At 70.8% G+C, this 16,328-nt stretch carries 17 protein-coding genes; 7 read left to right on the forward strand and 10 right to left on the reverse strand.

Annotated features, from left to right (window positions below):
- Nucleotides 1-77 precede the first annotated feature (77 nt).
- Both ACYU7L_RS08610 and ACYU7L_RS08615 read left to right on the forward strand, forming a co-directional pair.
- Entirely contained in the window at nt 78-437 is a 360-nt protein-coding gene (locus tag ACYU7L_RS08610; RefSeq protein WP_460795059.1) for a hypothetical protein, read from the forward strand.
- Between the two features lie 3 nt (nt 438-440).
- Entirely contained in the window at nt 441-968 is a 528-nt protein-coding gene (locus tag ACYU7L_RS08615) for an O-acetyl-ADP-ribose deacetylase (RefSeq protein WP_460795061.1), read from the forward strand.
- Here the strand turns inward: ACYU7L_RS08615 and serC are convergent.
- Nucleotides 944-2,068, reverse strand: a complete 1,125-nt coding sequence (serC, locus tag ACYU7L_RS08620; RefSeq protein WP_460796634.1) for a phosphoserine transaminase — start codon at nt 2,066-2,068, stop codon at nt 944-946. The genes ACYU7L_RS08615 and serC overlap by 25 nt on opposite strands.
- Nucleotides 2,069-2,226: 158 nt before the next feature.
- Here serC and ACYU7L_RS08625 point away from each other — a divergent pair, with 158 nt between their 5' ends.
- Entirely contained in the window at nt 2,227-2,745 is a 519-nt protein-coding gene (locus ACYU7L_RS08625; protein WP_460795063.1) for a GNAT family N-acetyltransferase, read from the forward strand.
- A 78-nt stretch (nt 2,746-2,823) separates the two neighbouring features.
- A complete protein-coding gene (locus tag ACYU7L_RS08630; protein WP_460795065.1) occupies nt 2,824-3,441 on the forward strand; it encodes a hypothetical protein in 618 nt (205 codons plus the stop codon).
- A gap of 18 nt (nt 3,442-3,459) precedes the next feature.
- Here the strand turns inward: ACYU7L_RS08630 and ACYU7L_RS08635 are convergent, their stop codons facing one another.
- The gene (locus tag ACYU7L_RS08635; protein ID WP_460795067.1) at nt 3,460-4,326 is read right to left on the reverse strand and encodes an SDR family NAD(P)-dependent oxidoreductase; all 867 of its coding nucleotides are present in this window, start codon (nt 4,324-4,326) and stop codon (nt 3,460-3,462) included.
- On the reverse strand, nt 4,314-5,417 hold the full coding sequence (locus ACYU7L_RS08640) for a citrate synthase 2 (RefSeq protein WP_460795070.1): 1,104 nt from the start codon (nt 5,415-5,417) through the stop codon (nt 4,314-4,316). Before ACYU7L_RS08640 ends, ACYU7L_RS08635 begins: the two co-directional genes overlap by 13 nt.
- A 125-nt stretch (nt 5,418-5,542) precedes the next feature.
- Here ACYU7L_RS08640 and pdxH point away from each other — a divergent pair, with 125 nt between their 5' ends.
- The 3 genes from pdxH (at nt 5,543) to ACYU7L_RS08655 (ending at nt 10,096) form a co-directional block, all read left to right on the forward strand.
- Nucleotides 5,543-6,226, forward strand: a complete 684-nt coding sequence (pdxH, locus tag ACYU7L_RS08645; RefSeq protein ID WP_460795072.1) for a pyridoxamine 5'-phosphate oxidase — start codon at nt 5,543-5,545, stop codon at nt 6,224-6,226.
- A 121-nt stretch (nt 6,227-6,347) separates the two neighbouring features.
- On the forward strand, nt 6,348-8,084 hold the full coding sequence (locus ACYU7L_RS08650) for an ABC transporter ATP-binding protein (protein WP_460795075.1): 1,737 nt from the start codon (nt 6,348-6,350) through the stop codon (nt 8,082-8,084).
- Nucleotides 8,081-10,096 carry an ABC transporter ATP-binding protein gene (locus tag ACYU7L_RS08655; protein WP_460795077.1) on the forward strand — a complete coding sequence of 672 codons (2,016 nt, stop codon included), beginning with the start codon at nt 8,081-8,083 and terminating at the stop codon, nt 10,094-10,096. Before ACYU7L_RS08650 ends, ACYU7L_RS08655 begins: the two co-directional genes overlap by 4 nt.
- A gap of 267 nt (nt 10,097-10,363) precedes the next feature.
- Here ACYU7L_RS08655 and ACYU7L_RS08660 read toward each other — a convergent pair whose 3' ends face one another.
- From ACYU7L_RS08660 to ACYU7L_RS08690, 7 genes are all read right to left on the reverse strand, one after another.
- Nucleotides 10,364-10,735: a hypothetical protein gene (locus tag ACYU7L_RS08660; RefSeq protein WP_460795079.1), complete on the reverse strand. Its 372-nt coding sequence runs from the start codon at nt 10,733-10,735 to the stop codon at nt 10,364-10,366.
- Nucleotides 10,732-12,771, reverse strand: coding sequence for a flagellar biosynthesis protein FlhA (flhA, locus tag ACYU7L_RS08665; protein WP_460795081.1), 2,040 nt, complete (start codon nt 12,769-12,771; stop codon nt 10,732-10,734). The genes ACYU7L_RS08660 and flhA overlap by 4 nt, the downstream gene beginning before the upstream one ends.
- Before the next feature lie 78 nt (nt 12,772-12,849).
- Nucleotides 12,850-13,995 (reverse strand): EscU/YscU/HrcU family type III secretion system export apparatus switch protein, encoded by a 1,146-nt coding sequence (locus ACYU7L_RS08670; RefSeq protein ID WP_460795083.1) that lies wholly within the window; start codon nt 13,993-13,995, stop codon nt 12,850-12,852.
- Nucleotides 13,992-14,753, reverse strand: coding sequence for a flagellar biosynthetic protein FliR (locus ACYU7L_RS08675; RefSeq protein WP_460795085.1), 762 nt, complete (start codon nt 14,751-14,753; stop codon nt 13,992-13,994). Before ACYU7L_RS08675 ends, ACYU7L_RS08670 begins: the two co-directional genes overlap by 4 nt.
- 7 nt (nt 14,754-14,760) lie before the next feature.
- Nucleotides 14,761-15,030: a flagellar biosynthesis protein FliQ gene (gene fliQ, locus ACYU7L_RS08680; protein WP_460795087.1), complete on the reverse strand. Its 270-nt coding sequence runs from the start codon at nt 15,028-15,030 to the stop codon at nt 14,761-14,763.
- 11 nt (nt 15,031-15,041) lie between these two features.
- Nucleotides 15,042-15,875 (reverse strand): flagellar type III secretion system pore protein FliP, encoded by an 834-nt coding sequence (gene fliP, locus ACYU7L_RS08685; RefSeq protein ID WP_460795089.1) that lies wholly within the window; start codon nt 15,873-15,875, stop codon nt 15,042-15,044.
- Nucleotides 15,872-16,327: a flagellar biosynthetic protein FliO gene (locus ACYU7L_RS08690; RefSeq protein ID WP_460795091.1), complete on the reverse strand. Its 456-nt coding sequence runs from the start codon at nt 16,325-16,327 to the stop codon at nt 15,872-15,874. Before ACYU7L_RS08690 ends, fliP begins: the two co-directional genes overlap by 4 nt.
- Nucleotide 16,328: the final 1 nt, after the last annotated feature.

The raw sequence follows: 16,328 nt of genomic DNA on the forward strand, positions 1-16,328 counted from the left end.
GCGATCCAGGTGATGCGCCGGCGGCGCCACGAGGACCCCGGCTGCTCGCCTACAAGAACGGTCGCTCCTGGCGGGGCGTGCTGCCCACGCTCGTCAACGACTACGTCCGCGAGACCACGGGCCTGGAGGGGTCGGCGAAGGACTTCCGCACCTGGCACGCGACGGTGCTCGCGGCAGCCGCACTCGCCGAGACCGAGGAGCACGGCGAGAGCGCGGCCTCGCGCAAGCGCGCGGTCTCGGGGGCGATGAAGGAGGTCTCGTCGTTCCTCGGCAACACGCCGACGCTGGCGCGCTCGTCGTACGTCGACCCGCGGGTGGTCGAGGCCTATGAGCACGGGCAGACCATCGACCTCTCCACCGCCCGCAGCGCCGAGAACCCCGATGAGCGCCAGATCGCCCTCGAGCGGGCGGTGCTCGACCTGCTGCGCGAGGATTGAGCCATGCGGATCACAGCGGTGGAGGGCGACATCACCGGCCAAGACGTCGACGCGGTCGTCAACGCTGCCAACCGACGGATGCGCGGCGGCGGGGGAGTCGACGGCGCGATCCACGCGGCGGGCGGGCCCGCGATCCTCGAGGACTGCCGGCGCCGCTTCCCCGACGGCCTCGCGACCGGGCGAGCGGGGTGGACGGTCGCCGGGGAGATGGCCGCACGCTGGGTGATCCACGTCGTCGGCCCCAACCACCGCGCCGGCGAGACCGACCGGTCGCTGCTGACGTCCTGCTACTCCGAGGCGCTGCAGGTGGCCGACGAGCTCGGCGCCCGCACGATCGCCTTCCCGCTCATCAGTGCCGGCATCTACGGCTGGCCCAAGGACGACGCGATCACCGCGGCGCTGGAGACGCTGCGGGCCACGCCCACCGGGGTGGAGGAGGCCCGCATCGTCGCCTTGGGCCGCACGTCGTACGACGAGGTGGCCGCCGCCCTGCGGCAGCAGCCGGATCAGGCCAGGCGCTCGACCACGTAGTCGATCGACGCCGTGAGCGCCTCGATGTCGGCGGGGTCGACGGCGGGGTACATCGCGATCCGCAACTGGTTGCGCCCCAGCTTGCGGTAGGGCTCGGTGTCGACGATGCCGTTGGCGCGCAGCACGGCCGCCAGCGCAGCCGCGTCGACGGAGTCGTCGAAGTCGATGGTGCCGATGACCAGCGACCGGTCGGCCGGGTCCACGACGTACGGCGTGGCGAGGGCGTGCTTCTCGGCCCAGCCGTAGAGCGCGTCGGACGACGCCGTGGTCCGCTCGACCATCCCCGCGAGCCCGCCCTGGGCGTTCATCCAGTCTAGCTGCTCGGCCATCAGGAACAGCGTGGCGACCGACGGGGTGTTGTAGGTCTGGTTCTTGGCGGAGTTGTCGATCGCGGTCGGCAGGTCGAAGAACGCCGGGATGTGCCGACCGGAGCCGGCGATCTCGGCGGCGCGCTCCAAAGCCCGCGGCGACATCGTCGCGATCCACAGGCCGCCGTCGGAGGCGAAGCACTTCTGCGGCGCGAAGTAGTAGACGTCGGTCTCGGTCAGGTCGACCGGCAGACCACCGGCGCCCGAGGTGGCGTCGATGAGCACGAGCGCGTCGTCGTCGGCGCCGGCCGGGCGCACGACCGGGGCCATCACCGCGGTGGAGGTCTCGTTGTGCGCCCAGGCATAGGCGTCCACGCCCGCCTCGGCGACCGGGTCGGGCCGCGAGCCGGGGTCGGAGGCGATCACCGACGGGGCGTCCAGCCAGGGCGCCTGCTGCGCGGCCTTGGCGAACTTCGAGGAGAACTCGCCGAAGGTCAGGTGCTGGCTCTTGCGCCGGATCAGCCCGAAGGTCGCGATGTCCCAGAACGCCGTGGCGCCGCCGTTGCCGAGCACGACCTGGTAGCCCTCGGGCAGCGAGAACAGCTCGGCCAGCCCCTCGCGGACCCGGCCGACGGTGTCGCGGACCGGGGCCTGACGGTGCGACGTACCCATCAGGGAGGTGCCGGTCGCGGCGAGCGCGTCCAGCGCGGAGGTGCTGATCTTCGACGGGCCGGCGCCGAAGCGGCCGTCCACGGGGAGGAGGTCAGCGGGGATCGTGATCGCGTCCGTCACCTTGTCGCTCACGGGCAACCTTTCGATGGTCTTTTCGATGGTCGAGGTGGTCGAGGATGACGGCGCTGTCAGCCGGATCTATTGTGACAGCCCGCGCAGCCACGGACACATCCGATATCGCGCGCCGAGGATCAGCCACAGCAGCCAGGAGGACGCGGATGGAGCAGACGCTCGAGGGGGGCGCGGGGACCGGACAGCTGGAGATCCGGCGCGTGGGCTTCGGCCACCCCGACGCCCTGCGGCTGGTGGACGAGGTGCAGGCGGTCTACGTCGAGCGCTACGGCGGCCCCGACGACACCCCGCTGGAGCCCGCGATGTTCGAGCCGCCGACCGGCTCGTTCTTCGTGGGGTACGTCGGCGGTGCCGCGATCGCGACCGGGGCCTGGCGTCGGCGCGATGACCTCGAGGTCTTCGGCACCCGCGCGAGCGCCGAGATCAAGCGGATGTACGTCGCGGACAGCCACCGCGGAGCCGGGCACGCGCGCCGGATGCTGGCCCACCTCGAGGAGACCGCGGCCCGGGCGGGGGCGGAGGCGCTGGTGCTCGAGACCGGCACCCGCCAGCCGGAGGCGATCGCGCTCTACGTCAGCTCGGGCTACGTCGAGATCGGCAAGTTCGGCTACTACGCCCACTCGCCGATCTCCCGGTGCTTCGGAAAGGCACTGGGCTTCGGGTAGGCCTGGGCGTCGGATAGGGCCCGGCTGACGTGCAGGAATCCCGGACGGTCCGCGACTGAACCTCTTAGCGTCGATGACGTGAACCCTGTTCTCTCCTCTCGGCCCTCGCTCGCTGCCCTTCCGCTGCTGCTGCGCACGCTCCTCGCCGCTCTCGCGCTCGCACTTGTCGTCCCGGTCCTCGCGGCCGCCCCAGCGGGAGCGGTGATCGAGGACTACGCGTCGTACGAGCCCCAGAAGCGGTGCTCCCCGAACGCCAAGGCCGGGACCGTGCTGCTGGCCGGCTGGCTCGTGCGCAGCTTCGGCGGCGGCAACGGGTCGATCTCGCGCAGCTGCGGGAGCGGCGGCACCTCCGAGCACAAGGAGGGACGCGCCATCGACTGGATGGCCAACGCCTCGAACCCCGCCGACGTGAAGCGGGTGCAGCGGTTCTTCGACAAGGTGTTCGCGACCAGCCCCGGTGGTCAGGAGCACGCCTGGGCGCGCCGGATGGGCATCATGTACGTCATCTGGGACGACCGGATCTACTCCAGCTGGAACCAGTTCGCGGGCGACCCCTACCTCAGCTCCTCGTGCAAGCGGAGGAAGCGCTGCTCGCCGACGCTGCGGCACCGCGACCACGTGCACGTCTCGCTGACCCGCCGCGGCGCCAAGGGCCTCACCAGCTGGTACGTGCCCCGCCTGAACCGCCGCCGCTGAGCCCAGGCGTACGGCGGATCAGCCGGCCGAGCGCCTCGCCTGCAGCCGGCGCTGCTTGGCCACGAAGCGAGCCGACATCCGCTGGGTGAAGCCGGGTGCCAGGCGGCCGATGCGCCAGGCGATCCGGGCGGTGCGCGGGGTGACGAGCATCGCCTCGTCGCGGGCGATCGCCTCCAGCACCTGCTCGGCGAGCACGCTGGCGTCCATCGGCCGCCGCACGCCCTGCCCGCGCAGGTAGTAGTCGCGTCCGTGGAAGCGCCCCACCGCCCCCTTGTCGAGGATCGGCGTCTCCACCGCCGAGGGGCACACGACCGTCACGCCGACGCCCTTGGCCCGCGCCTCCGAGCGCAGCGCGAGCGAGAGCCCGACGACGGCGTGCTTGGTCGTGACATAGCTGGTCAGCATGCCGCCGGCCATCAGCCCGCCCATCGAGGCGGTGTTCACGATGTGGCCGTGGCCCTGGCGGACCATCAGCGGGTACGCCGCGTGGACGCCGTGCACCACGCCGCGGATGTTGACGTCGATGATCGCGTCCCAGTGGGCGAGCGTGAGCTCCTCGGTCTCGCCGCCGAACGAGATCCCGGCGTTGTTGAACATCAGGTCGAGCCGCCCGGAGCGCGCGACGACGTCGTCGACCACTGCCTGCACGGCCGCCGCGTCGGTGACGTCGAGCGCCACGGCGCGCGCCGTACCGGGACCCGTCTGAGCCTGATCCTGTGCAGCGACCGTCCGCTCGGCCGCGGCCCGGTCCAGGTCGGCGCAGACGACGTCTGCACCGGCCCGGACCAGGGCGGTGGTGAGCGCTGCGCCGATGCCGGAGCCGGCACCGGTCACGACCGCGGTCTGCCCGCGGAAGCGCTCGGGGTCGATGCCTACTCGGCCCACGCGTCGTTCCAGCCCTCGACCGAGCTGGCCGGGCGCGTCGACGGACCGGTGTAGACGGCCGAGGGTCGGATCAGTCGCCCGGTGCGCTTCTGCTCCAGGATGTGCGCCGACCAGCCGCCGGTGCGGGCGCAGGTGAACATCGAGGTGAACATGTTCGACGGCACCTCGGCGAAGTCGAGCACGATCGCGGCCCAGAACTCGACGTTGGTCTCGAGCACCCGGTCGGGACGACGCTCGCGCAGCTCGGCGAGGGCGGCCTTCTCGAGTGCCTCGGCGACCTCGTAGCGGGGAGCGTCGAGCTCCTTCGCCGTACGACGCAGCACGCGGGCGCGCGGGTCCTCGGCCCGGTAGACGCGGTGGCCGAAGCCCATCAGCCGCTCGCCGTTGTCGAGCAGCCGCTTGACGTAGGCGGTGGCGTCGCCGGTCTCCTCGACGTCGCGGATCATGCCCAGCACGCGCGAGGGGGCGCCGCCGTGCAGCGGGCCGCTCATCGCGCCGATCGCGCCGGAGAAGGCCGCGGCGACGTCCGCGCCGGTGGAGGTGATCACGCGGGCGGTGAACGTGGAGGCGTTCATGCCGTGCTCGGCGGCCGAGCTCCAGTAGGCGTCGATCGCCTTGACGTGCTTGGGGTCGGCCTCGCCCTTCCAGCGGATCATGAACCGCTCCGCGAGCGTGGCGCCCTTGTCGACCTCACGCTGGGAGACGACCGGCTGGTCGAGCCCGCGGGCGGCCTGCGCGGCGTATGACAGCACCATCACGGCGACCCGGCTGAGGTCCTCGCGGGCCTGCTCGTCGGAGATGTCGTAGGTCTGGCGCATCCCGAAGGCGGGGGCCAGCATCGCCACGGCCGCCTGGACGTCGACGCGGATGTCGCCGGTGTGCACGGGGATGTTGTAGGGCTCGGCCGGCGGAAGACCCGGATCGTAGGCCCCGTCGATGAGCAGGCCCCAGACCTTCTCGAACGGGACGCGCCCGACGATCTCCTCGATGTCGACGCCGCGGTAGCGCAGCGCCGAGCCCTCCTTGTCGGGCTCTGCGATCTCGGTCTCGAAGGCGACGACGCCCTCCAACCCGTGGTGCACCTCGGTCATGAGGCTCCTTTGCCTGTGTCTGCCGGGCGCGTCGAAAGCCCCGGTTTGCCTCACGCATTGTGCACCCCCGCACCCCCTGCCCAAACACGCGAGCGTCCCAGTGGCCGGCTGGCTAGGCTCTGGACATGACCGACGCCGCCCGTTCCCCGAGGCCGGTGCCCGGCCTCACCCCCGCCCTCGCAGCGCTGCGGGAGGACTACACCCGCGGCGGTCTCGAGGAGCACGACCTCGCTGCGGACCCGATCACGATGTTCGGTCGGTGGTTCGACGACGCCCGCTCCGGCGGCCTCCACGAGCCCAACGCGATGGTGCTCGCGACGGTCTCCCCGGCGGGCCGCCCGTCGTCGCGGATGGTGCTGCTCAAGGGCGTCGACGACGAGGGCTTCGTCTTCTTCTCCAACCGCGGCTCCCACAAGGGGCGCGACCTCACCGCCAACCCGGCCTGCGCGCTGCTCTTCCCCTGGCACCCCCTCGAGCGCCAGATCCGCATCGAGGGGAGCGCCACCGAGCTTCCACGCTCGGCCGTCGAGGACTACTTCGCCCAGCGCCCGCGGGGCTCCCAGCTCGGCGCCTGGGCGTCGCCGCAGTCGCGTGAAGTGGCCGGTCGGCACGCCCTCGCCGCGTCGTACGACGCCGTGGTGGCGCGCTTCGCCGACGACGAGCCGGTGCCGGTGCCCGACGAGTGGAGCGGCTGGGTCGTGGCCCCGGAGACGGTGGAGTTCTGGCAGGGCCGCCCCGGCCGGATGCACGACCGCCTCGTCTACGAGCGCGACGGCTCCGGCTGGCGCACCTTCCGGCTGGCGCCGTGAGGGGGGTGTCGGTTTCCCCGGTCGACCGGGGAAACCTGAACTTGTCCGGCGAAACTTCGCCCGACAACATCAGCGATCCCCGGTCGACCGGGGAAACCTCCGGCCCCGAAGGCCGCCCCTGATGCTGCTGCGCCTGCTCCGCCTCCACCTCGCGCCGTACCGCTCCTGGCTGCTGGCCGTCCTCGGTCTGCAGTTCGTCGGGGTCGTGGCCATGCTCTATCTCCCCAGCCTGAACGCCGACATCATCGACAACGGCATCGCCCGGGGCGACACCGGCTACATCCTGCGGGTCGGTGCGGTGATGCTCGCCGTCTCGCTGGTCCAGATCGTCTGCTCGGTGGGTGCCGTGTGGTTCGGAGCGCGCAGCGCGATGGCCTTCGGGCGCGACGTGCGGGCCGCGCTGTTCCACCGCGTCGGCACCTTCTCGGCGCGCGAGGTGGCGCACTTCGGGTCGGCCTCGCTGATCACCCGCGGCACCAACGACGTGCAGCAGGTGCAGATGCTGGTGCTGATGACCTGCACGATCGCGGTCTCGGCCCCGATCATGATGGTCGGCGGCGTCGTGATGGCGCTGCGCGAGGACCGCGGGCTCGGCTGGATCCTGGCCGTCGTGGTGCCCGCGCTGTTCCTCGCCGTGGGGCTCGTGGTGAGCCGGATGGTGCCGAGCTTCCGTGCGATGCAGGAGCGCATCGACGCCGTCAACCGGGTGCTGCGCGAGCAGATCACCGGGATCCGGGTGGTGCGGGCCTTCGTCCGCGAGCCGCAGGAGGTACGACGCTTCGCGGTCGCCAACGCCGAGCTGACCGAGGTGGCCGTGCGCGCCGGGCGGTGGATGGCGACGCTCTTCCCGCTGGTGATGCTGGTCGTCAACGTCTCGAGCGTCGCGGTCATCTGGTTCGGAGGGCAGCGCGTTGACTCCGGTCAGATGGAGGTCGGGGCGCTGACGGCGTTCCTGTCCTACCTGATGCAGATCCTGATGTCGGTGATGATGGGCACCTTCATGCTGATGATGCTGCCGCGCTCCGCGGTGTGCGGCGAGCGCGTGCTCGAGGTCCTCGAGACGCCGTCGTCGGTCGTCACGTCGGCCGACCCCGTCACCCCGGATCCCGAGCGCCGCGGCTGGCTCGACCTGGAGGGCGTGGCCTTCGCCTATCCCCGGGCGGAGGCGCCGGTGCTCACCGACCTGACGTTCTCCGCGCGCCCCGGTCAGACCCTGGCCGTGGTCGGCTCGACCGGGGCCGGCAAGACGACGCTGGTCAACCTCGTGCCGCGGCTCTTCGACGCGACCGCCGGCGCGGTCCGGGTCGGGGGCGTCGACGTGCGCGACCTCGACCCCGAGGCGCTGTGGAGCCAGATCGGCCTGGTGCCGCAGAGGGCCTACCTCTTCAGCGGCACCGTTGCGAGCAACCTGCGCCACGGCCGCCCCGAGGCGAGCGACGAGGAGCTCTGGGCAGCCCTCGAGGTGGCGCAGGCAGCGGACTTCGTGCGGGCGCTCCCGGAGCGGCTCGAGGCCTCCGTCAGCCAGGGCGGCACCAACTTCTCCGGCGGCCAGCGCCAGCGGCTCGCGATCGCCCGCGCCGTCGTGCGCAAGCCCGGGATCTATCTCTTCGACGACTCCTTCTCGGCCCTCGACCTCGCCACTGACGCCCGGCTGCGCGCGGCGCTGCGTCCGGCCACCCGCGACGCGACCGTGCTGATCGTGGCTCAGCGGATCGCCACGATCCGCGACGCCGACCTCGTCCTGGTGCTCGAGGAGGGCCGCATCGTCGGCCGCGGGACCCACGACGAGCTGCTGCGAGACTGCGCGACCTATCAGGAGATCGTCAGCTCCCAGCTCACCAGTGAGGACGTCGCATGAGCGCCCCGGAGAACAAGCCGGCGAGCACGGCCAAGAGCATGCCCGTCAGCAAGGGCAAGGCCTTCGAGGCCACCGAGCGGATCGAGGCCGGCCCCGGCGGCCCGGGGCGCGGCCCGCACGGCGGCGGGATGGTGGGCCAGAAGGCGATGACGTTCGGTCCGTCCGCCAAGCGCCTGGCCGCGCGGATGCGGCCCGAGCGGCTCAAGGTGGCCGCGGTCGTGCTGCTGGGCATCGTCAGCGTCGCGCTGATGTCGGTCGCGCCGCGGATCCTGGGCCACGCCACCGACCTGGTCTTCGACGGCTTCGTCGGCCGCGGACTCCCGTCCGGCAGCACCCGCGACGAGGTGGTCGCGCAGCTGCGCGAGCGCGGGGACGACACCCAGGCCGACATGATCGCCGCGATGGACGGCCTCGTGCCCGGGCAGGGCGTCGACTTCGACGCGGTCGGGCGGGTGCTGCTGATCGTGCTGGCCATCTATGCGGCGGCCTCGCTGCTGGCCTGGCTGCAGGGCTTCATCCTCAACGAGGTCGTCCAACGGACCGTCTACCGGATGCGCGAGGACGTCGAGACCAAGATCAACCGGCTGCCGCTGGGCTACTTCGACCGCTCCCCGCGCGGTGAGCTGCTCAGCCGCGTCACCAACGACATCGACAACGTCAGCCAGACGCTGCAGCAGACGATGAGCCAGCTGCTCACCTCGCTCATGACGGTGCTCGCGGTGCTCGGGATGATGTTCTGGATCTCCCCGCTGCTGGCCCTGGTCGCGCTGATCTCGGTGCCGGTCTCGCTGCTGGTCACCCGCGCGATCATGAAGCGCTCCCAGGGCATGTTCGTCGCCCAGTGGCGGCGCACCGGACAGCTCAACGGCCACATCGAGGAGGCCTTCTCCGGCCACGCCCTGGTCAAGGTCTTCAACCGCCGCGAGGAGGTGGAGCGGGCCTTCGCCGAGCAGAACGACGAGCTGTACGACGCGAGCTTCGGGGCGCAGTTCGTCTCCGGGCTGATCATGCCGGCGATGATGTTCATCGGGAACGTCAACTACGTCCTCATCGCGGTGATCGGCGGCCTCCGCGTGGCGAGCGGATCGCTCTCGCTGGGCGAGGTGCAGGCGTTCGTGCAGTACACCCGCCAGTTCACCCAGCCGCTCACCACGGTCGCGTCGATGATGAACCTGCTGCAGTCCGGTGTCGCCTCCGCCGAGCGGGTCTTCGAGCTGCTCGACGCCGACGAGGAGCCGGTCGACCCGCCGGCGCTGGCGGAGCCCGCCGTACGGCGTGGGGAGGTGGCGTTCGAGCACGTGTCGTTCCGCTACGACCCCGAGACGCCGCTCATCGACGACCTGTCGCTGGTCGCGCGCCCGGGGCAGACGGTGGCCATCGTCGGCCCGACGGGCGCCGGCAAGACGACGCTGGTCAACCTCGTGATGCGCTTCTACGACATCGACGCGGGACGGATCACCCTGGACGGGATCGACATCACCGCGATGCCGCGCAGCGCGCTGCGCGGCCAGGTCGGGATGGTGCTGCAGGACACCTGGCTGTTCGGCGGGACGATCCGCGACAACATCGCCTACGGGCGCCCCGACGCCTCCGAGGAGGAGATCCTCGAGGCCGCCCGCGCGACGTACGTCGACCGGTTCGTGCACGCCCTGCCCGACGGCTACGACACGGTCGTCGACGAGGAGTCGGGCAGCCTCAGCGCGGGGGAGCGCCAGCTGGTCACGATCGCCCGCGCGTTCCTCGCCGATCCGGCGCTGCTGATCCTCGACGAGGCGACGAGCTCGGTCGACACGCGCACCGAGCTGCTGGTGCAGCACGCGATGGCCGCCCTGCGCAGCGAGCGCACGTCGTTCGTGATCGCCCACCGGCTCTCGACGATCCGCGACGCCGACCTGATCCTGGTGATGGAGGACGGGGCGATCGTCGAGCAGGGCACCCACGCCGAGCTGCTCGAGCGGGACGGGGCCTACGCCGCGCTGCACCGCTGGCAGTTCGCCGCAGCTGTGGACTGAAGCCTCGGAGGGGCGACGCCGGAAATATCCCTTGTCGACCCCCGACCCCGGACGTACCGTTGTCGCACACGGGAAAGGAGGTGGTCCGACAGATGAAGTCTTTCAGGACGCGTGAGGTGGCTGCTCGCTAGCAGCTCCACCGCCGACGGCAGCGTGTTGCAGCCGCTGGCAATTCCAGGGCAGTCACCCGGCCCGCAGGTGAACCGGTCAGTCCTCCGGTTCGGACGACTCGTCGTCGAGCCTGCGGGCCGTTCCCATTTCAGGCGCTCATGTCCGGTCCGGGTCCGCGCCCATGTTCGGCGCCATCTGCTGGAAGACACCCGCGGCGACGTCGGGCGACACGTCGGCGGCCAGGTCCCGTGGGGTGGCCGGACCGGTGCTCAGGTCCGGGGCCTTCTCGAAGGCCGCGCCGACCACGTCCACGGGCGCCACCGGCTGACGTTCGGCCCTGGTCGCCTCGAGCGCCTTCTCGGACATCCGCTTCGCCAGGCTCAGCACGCCCCACACCGCCACCAGGCAGAGCAGCCAGCGCTGCAGCGCGACCTCCAGGGAGAGGATCCCGTCGACGTAGACCGCCCACCACGCCGGCCCGCTGAGGAGCAGGGAGCCCCCGATCACCGAGACCGACATGGGGTTCACGACATCACGGCCAGGTGGTTGTCAGCGCTCACCACGCCCTCCGACCGGATCTGGTCGGCACCGGTGAGCTCCTGGTAGGACAGCACCGCGAGCTTCGGCAGCATCGACTCGACCAGGCGGCGGACCGCCGGCCGGATCTGCGGCGCGCAGACGAGCACGGGGGAGACGTTGCGGTTCTCGGCCTCGGTGATGAGCTGGGCCAGGTGGCTGAGCATCAGCTGACCGATGTCGGGGGAGATCGCGATGGTGGGTCCGGCGTCGGTGGCCCGCAGCGACTCGAGCAGCTGCTGCTCGAGCTGCGGCTCGAAGGTGATGACGTGCAGTGCCTTGTCGACGAGGTACGGCGAGGCGATGCCGGGCCCGAGGGCGGCGCGGGCGGCCTCGACCAGCGAGTCGGTGTCCTTGGTGCGCGCGGCCCGCAGCGAGAGAGCCTCGAAGATCCGCACCAGGTCGCGGATCGCGACGCCCTCGGTCAGCAGCGTCTGCAGCACCCGCTGGACCTCGCCGAGGCTGAGCTGGGCGGGAGTGAGCTCCTCGATCACGACGGGGTGCGAGCGCTTGACGACGTCGGTGAGCATCTTGACGTCCTCCCGGCCGAGCATGCTGGCCGCGTGCTGGGTGATGACCTCCGCGAGGTGGGTGGTGATCACCGAGGCCCGGTCGACCACGGTCGCGCCGCTGAGCTCGGCCTGGCTGCGCAGCTCGGCGGGGATCCACTTGGCCTCCAGGCCGAAGACGGGCTCGCGGGTGGCCTTGCCGGGCAGCGAGGCGAGGAAGTCGCCGATCGCGAGCACGGTGCCCGCCGGGGCCTCGCCGCGGGCCACCTCGGTGCCGAAGAGCAGGATCGCGTAGGTGTGCGGCGGCAGGTCCATGCTGTCGCGGGTGCGCACCGGCGGGGCGACGACGCCCAGCTCGCCGGCGATCTTGCGGCGCAGCGCCTTGACCCGCTCCAGCAGGTCGCCACCGACGCTGGGGTCGACGAGGTCGATCAGGTCGACGGCCAGCTCGAGGCCCAGAGGATCCACCTGGATCTCGGCCACCAGCTGCTCGGGGGACTCCGCGGTCGGGAGCGCCTCGGTGGTCTTCGGCGCCTCGATCGGTTCGACCTCCTGGGGAATCCGCGACGAGGCGATCAGCATGATGCCGCCGGCGAAGATGAAGGGGATCTTGGGCAGCCCGGGGATCAGGCAGAGGCCGAACGCCGCGAAGCCGGCGACGCGCAGCGGCATCCGGTTCTTGGTGAGCTGGCGGACGATGTCGGAGCCCATGTCCTCGTCGGCCGTGGAGCGGGTGACGATCAGGCCGGTGGCCACCGACAGCAGCAGGGCGGGGATCTGGGAGACCAGGCCGTCGCCGACGGTGAGCAGGCTGTACGTCGTGACCGCCTCGCCGAAGGGCATGCCGAGCTGCGCGACGCCGACCGCGAAGCCGCCGATCAGGTTGACGATGGTGATGATGACGGCGGCGATCGCGTCGCCCTTGACGAACTTCGAGGCACCGTCCATCGCGCCGTAGAAGTCGGCCTCGCCGTGCACCTCGGCTCGGCGACGCCGGGCCTCCTCCTCGTCGATGAGACCGGAGTTGAGGTCGGCGTCGATGGCCATCTGCTTGCCCGGCATCGCGTCGAGGGTGAAGCGGGCGCCCACCTCGGCCACGCGGCCGGCACCGTTGGTGATGACGACGAACTGGATGACCAGCAGGATGACGAAGATGATCATGCCGACGATGAGGGAGCCGCCGACGACGAAGTGGCCGAAGGTCTCGATGACCTTGCCGGCATAGCCGTCGAGCAGGACGAGCCGGGTGGCGCTCACGTTGAGCGCGAGCCGGAAGAGCGTCATCACCAGGATCACCGCGGGGAACGAGGCGAAGTCCAGAGGCTTGTTGACGAACATCGCGACCATCAGCACCAGCAGCGCGCCGGTGATGTTCAAGGCGATCAGCATGTCCAGCACAGCCGCGGGGAGCGGCACGACCAGCATCACGACGATCATCACGATGCCGACGGGAACGCCGAGCTGGGTCAGACGCTTCATGAGGGCCTTCCGGAGGGTCGCTGCAACGAGTGCCCTCCATGGCACAGACTCACGGACCCCGTCCTGGCGTCCGCCTGCTTATCGGCCGGGTGTCGCGACAACTGAAGGGTTGGGTCGGCGACGTCGCACCGGGCTCGTGGCCGGCAGCTCCTCGCGCCCACGCGGGGTGTCGTGCTGGCCGCCGAGCTGGCCGCGGGTGCGTCGGCTGATCACGAAGGCGAGCACCTGGGCGACCGCGCCGAAGAGCTCGGTCGGGATCTCCTGGCCCACCTTGGTGGAGCCGTAGAGCGCCCGGGCCAGAGGTACGTCGCGCACCAACGGCACGCCGGCCTCGGAGGCGGCCTCGCGGATCTTGGCCGCGATCACGCCGGCGCCCCGGGCCACGACGCGCGGGGCGCCGTTCTCAGGGTCGTAGCGCAGGGCGATGGCGACGTGGGTCGGGTTGACCAGCACCACGTCGGCCTGCGGGACGTCGCTCATCATCCGGTTGCGGGCGGCCGCGAGCTGGCGGCCGCGGATGGCGCTCTTGACCAGGGGGTCGCCCTCGCTCTGCTTGTGCTCGCGCTTGACCTCGTCCTTGGTCATCCGCGTCTGCTTGCCCATCTTCTTGCGCTGGAAGGCATAGTCGGCGCCGCCCAGGACGACGCCGGCGATCGACACGTTGATGACCAGGCTGGTGGCGTCGTCCTTGACCGTCTCCAGCACCGTGGGGATCGAGGGCAGGCTGCCGACCATCGGCATCAGCCCGCGGATGGACAGGTAGCCGAGGTAGGTCACGACGCTGGCCTTGAGCAGCATCTTGGTGCCCTCCCACAGCGCCTGCAGACCGAAGATGCGCTTGGCGCCCTTGATCGGGTCGAGCTTGGACAGCTTGGGCTTCAGCGACTTGGTGGCGAGGTAGAACCCGCCCTGGGACAGGGCCCCGGCGATGCCGACGACCATCACCGCGGCGCCGAGCAGGAGCAGCGTGAGCGCGATGTGCTTGGCGCCGTTGGCGGCCAGCTGCAGGGCCAGGGCGGGAGAGGCATCCGCGCCTGCACGCAGGCTGGTGATCATCAGCTCGCGCAGGTTCGACAGCTCGATCCCGAGCAGCTTGGGCAGGAACGCGCCCACGATCAGCATCGAGGCCCAGGAGCCCAGCTCCTGGGTGCGCGGGACCTGGCCCTCCTTGCGGTTCTCCTTGTTCTTCTTCGGTGTGGGTTTCTCGGTCTTCTCCTCGCTCATCCCACACCCGCCAAGGCCGCCATCGCCTCGTTGGCCAGGGTGACCAACCGGTCGACGGCGTCGGGGAGGACGGGGAAGGAGAGCCCCACCAGGAGCAGGGTCAGCGCGATCTTGACCGGGAACATCACGTTGATCGCGTTGAGCTGGGGTGCGACCTTGGTGAGCAGGGCCAGCGCGAGGTCGGAGACGAAGAGCACCGCGATCATCGGCAGGGCGATCTGGACGGCGGTGACGAAGAAGAGGCTGAACGCGGTGGTGATCACGTCGTGGATCCGGCTGAAGTCGGGGGTCGCCCCGAGCGGAAGGAAGTCGAAGGTCTGCAGCAGGCCGCCGATGACCAGCAGGTGGCCGCCGCTGACGAACAGCAGGGTGGTGGCGAGGAGCTGGTGGACCTTGCCCATGACGGTGCTGGAGTTCATCGACAGGGGGTCGAAGCCCTGGGCCAGCGAGAAGCCGCCGAAGACGTCGATGAGCGCGCCGGCGGCGGCGATCGCGGCGAGGAGCAGGTGGGTGGCGAAGCCCATCGAGAGCCCGATGACGACCTGGGTGCCGGCGTCGACCATCAGGTCGACCCCGTCGGTGGAGATCGCTTCAGCCGAGGGCGCGGCGGCGAAGGCGAGGCCCAGGGCCACGATCATCTTGGCCATCCCCGGCACGGAGCGGCCCGCGAACGGCGGGACCACGGCGAGCCAGGTGAGGATCCGCACCGAGGCGAGCAGGTAGGCGATCAGCGGCGCGCCGTCGATGGTGAGTGTCATGGGCGCCTCAGCCGAGCAGGGACGGGATGCGCTCGAAGAGGTCGACGGTGAAGTCGATCATCGTGGCCAGCATCCAGTTGCCGCAGACGATGAGCGCGACGCCCACGGCGAGCAGCTTCGGCACGAAGGCGAGCGTGAACTCCTGGATCTGGGTCATCGACTGGAACAGCGAGACGGTGAAGCCGACGACGAGCGAGGTGAGGAGGATGGGGGCGGAGAGCTTGAGGGCCACCATCATCGTGTGCATGGCGATCTCGATGATCGCGGTGTCAGTCATGTCGGCGGCACCTATCCGTAGCTCGCGACGAGGGATTTGATGACGAGCGCCCAGCCGTCCACGAGGACGAAGAGGAGGAGCTTGAACGGCAGCGAGACCATGACCGGCGGCATCATCATCATGCCCAGCGCCATCAGGGCTCCGGCGACGACGATGTCGATCACCAGGAACGGGATGAAGATGATGAACCCGATGATGAAGGCCTGCTTGATCTCGCTGAGCACGAACGCCGGGGCCAGGGTGGTCAGCCCGACCTCGTCGCGGTTCGCGGGCAGCTCGCGGTCGGCCACGTTGGTGAGCAGCCGCAGCTCCTCGTCGCCGGTGTTGTCGAGCATGAACTCGCGCAGCGGCTCGACACCGTCACCGAACGCCTGGCTGGAGTTCTTGTCGCCGTCCAGGTAGGGCTGCACCCCGAGCTCGTTGATGTCACCGAGCACCGGGCCCATGATGAACAGGCTCAGGAAGAGCGCGAGTCCGGCGAGCACCTGGTTGGGCGGCGTCTGCTGCAGCCCGAGCGCGTTGCGGGTCAGGCCGAGCACGATGAGGATCTTGGTGAAGCTGGTGCAGGTCAGCACGATCGCCGGCAGCAGCGAGAGCAGGGTGAGCCCGATCAGGGCGGTCACCGAGGTGCTGGGGCTGTCGGTCAGACCGTCGAGCTCGATGGTGACGCTGGAGCCGCCGCTGGGTCCGCCCGGTCCGCTGGGGCCGTCGGGGGCGGCGTACGCCGTGCCGACCGCCGTGAGCAGCCAGAGGGCGGCGACGAGCAGGAGCAGGGTGAGGGCGCGGCGTGACGTGGCAGTGAGGGGGGCAGTGAGGGGGGGAGAGATGGAGGGAGCGAGCGTCACGAGGTCCGCCTGCTGGCCGCCGTGAAGGCCTGGCGCCAGGTCTGCGGGCTGAGCACGGAGCCGACGAGCGGGCCGGTGCCCGCCGAGGGGGTCGTGGCGCCGATCCGGGCCACCTTGGTCCCGCCCTTCGCCACCGTCTGCTCGGAGTCGTCGCCGTCGCCGAGCAGGGCCAGCGCCGCGGTGTCGGCCTCGGTCTCGAAGTCCTCGATCTCGTCGGGCTCGAGCTCGGCGAGGACCCGGATCTGCTGCTCGGTCACGCCGAGCACCAGCACGCGCGAGCCGACCGTGACGACCGACACCGACGACGAGCGGCTCAGCGCCTGGCGCTGGACGATCTGGATGAGGGCGTCTCGGCTGCCGCGGAAGCGCCGGGAGGTGAGCTTGGCCAGCAGCATGAGCAGTCCGAGGACTGCTGCGAGCGAGAAGGCCAGGCGCAGCGTGAGCTCGAGCAAC

The organism is Nocardioides pacificus, assembly GCF_054775955.1.

Coding starts and splice junctions, on each gene's coding strand:
- ACYU7L_RS08625 (WP_460795063.1), top strand. CDS start 2,227: ATGGAGCAGACGCTCGAGGGGGGCGCGGGGACCGGACAGCTGGAGATC.
- flhA (WP_460795081.1), bottom strand. CDS start 12,771: ATGAAGCGTCTGACCCAGCTCGGCGTTCCCGTCGGCATCGTGATGATC.
- ACYU7L_RS08650 (WP_460795075.1), top strand. CDS start 6,348: ATGCTGCTGCGCCTGCTCCGCCTCCACCTCGCGCCGTACCGCTCCTGG.
- ACYU7L_RS08640 (WP_460795070.1), bottom strand. CDS start 5,417: ATGACCGAGGTGCACCACGGGTTGGAGGGCGTCGTCGCCTTCGAGACC.
- fliQ (WP_460795087.1), bottom strand. CDS start 15,030: ATGACTGACACCGCGATCATCGAGATCGCCATGCACACGATGATGGTG.
- ACYU7L_RS08655 (WP_460795077.1), top strand. CDS start 8,081: ATGAGCGCCCCGGAGAACAAGCCGGCGAGCACGGCCAAGAGCATGCCC.
- ACYU7L_RS08615 (WP_460795061.1), top strand. CDS start 441: ATGCGGATCACAGCGGTGGAGGGCGACATCACCGGCCAAGACGTCGAC.
- ACYU7L_RS08670 (WP_460795083.1), bottom strand. CDS start 13,995: ATGAGCGAGGAGAAGACCGAGAAACCCACACCGAAGAAGAACAAGGAG.
- ACYU7L_RS08675 (WP_460795085.1), bottom strand. CDS start 14,753: ATGACACTCACCATCGACGGCGCGCCGCTGATCGCCTACCTGCTCGCC.
- pdxH (WP_460795072.1), top strand. CDS start 5,543: ATGACCGACGCCGCCCGTTCCCCGAGGCCGGTGCCCGGCCTCACCCCC.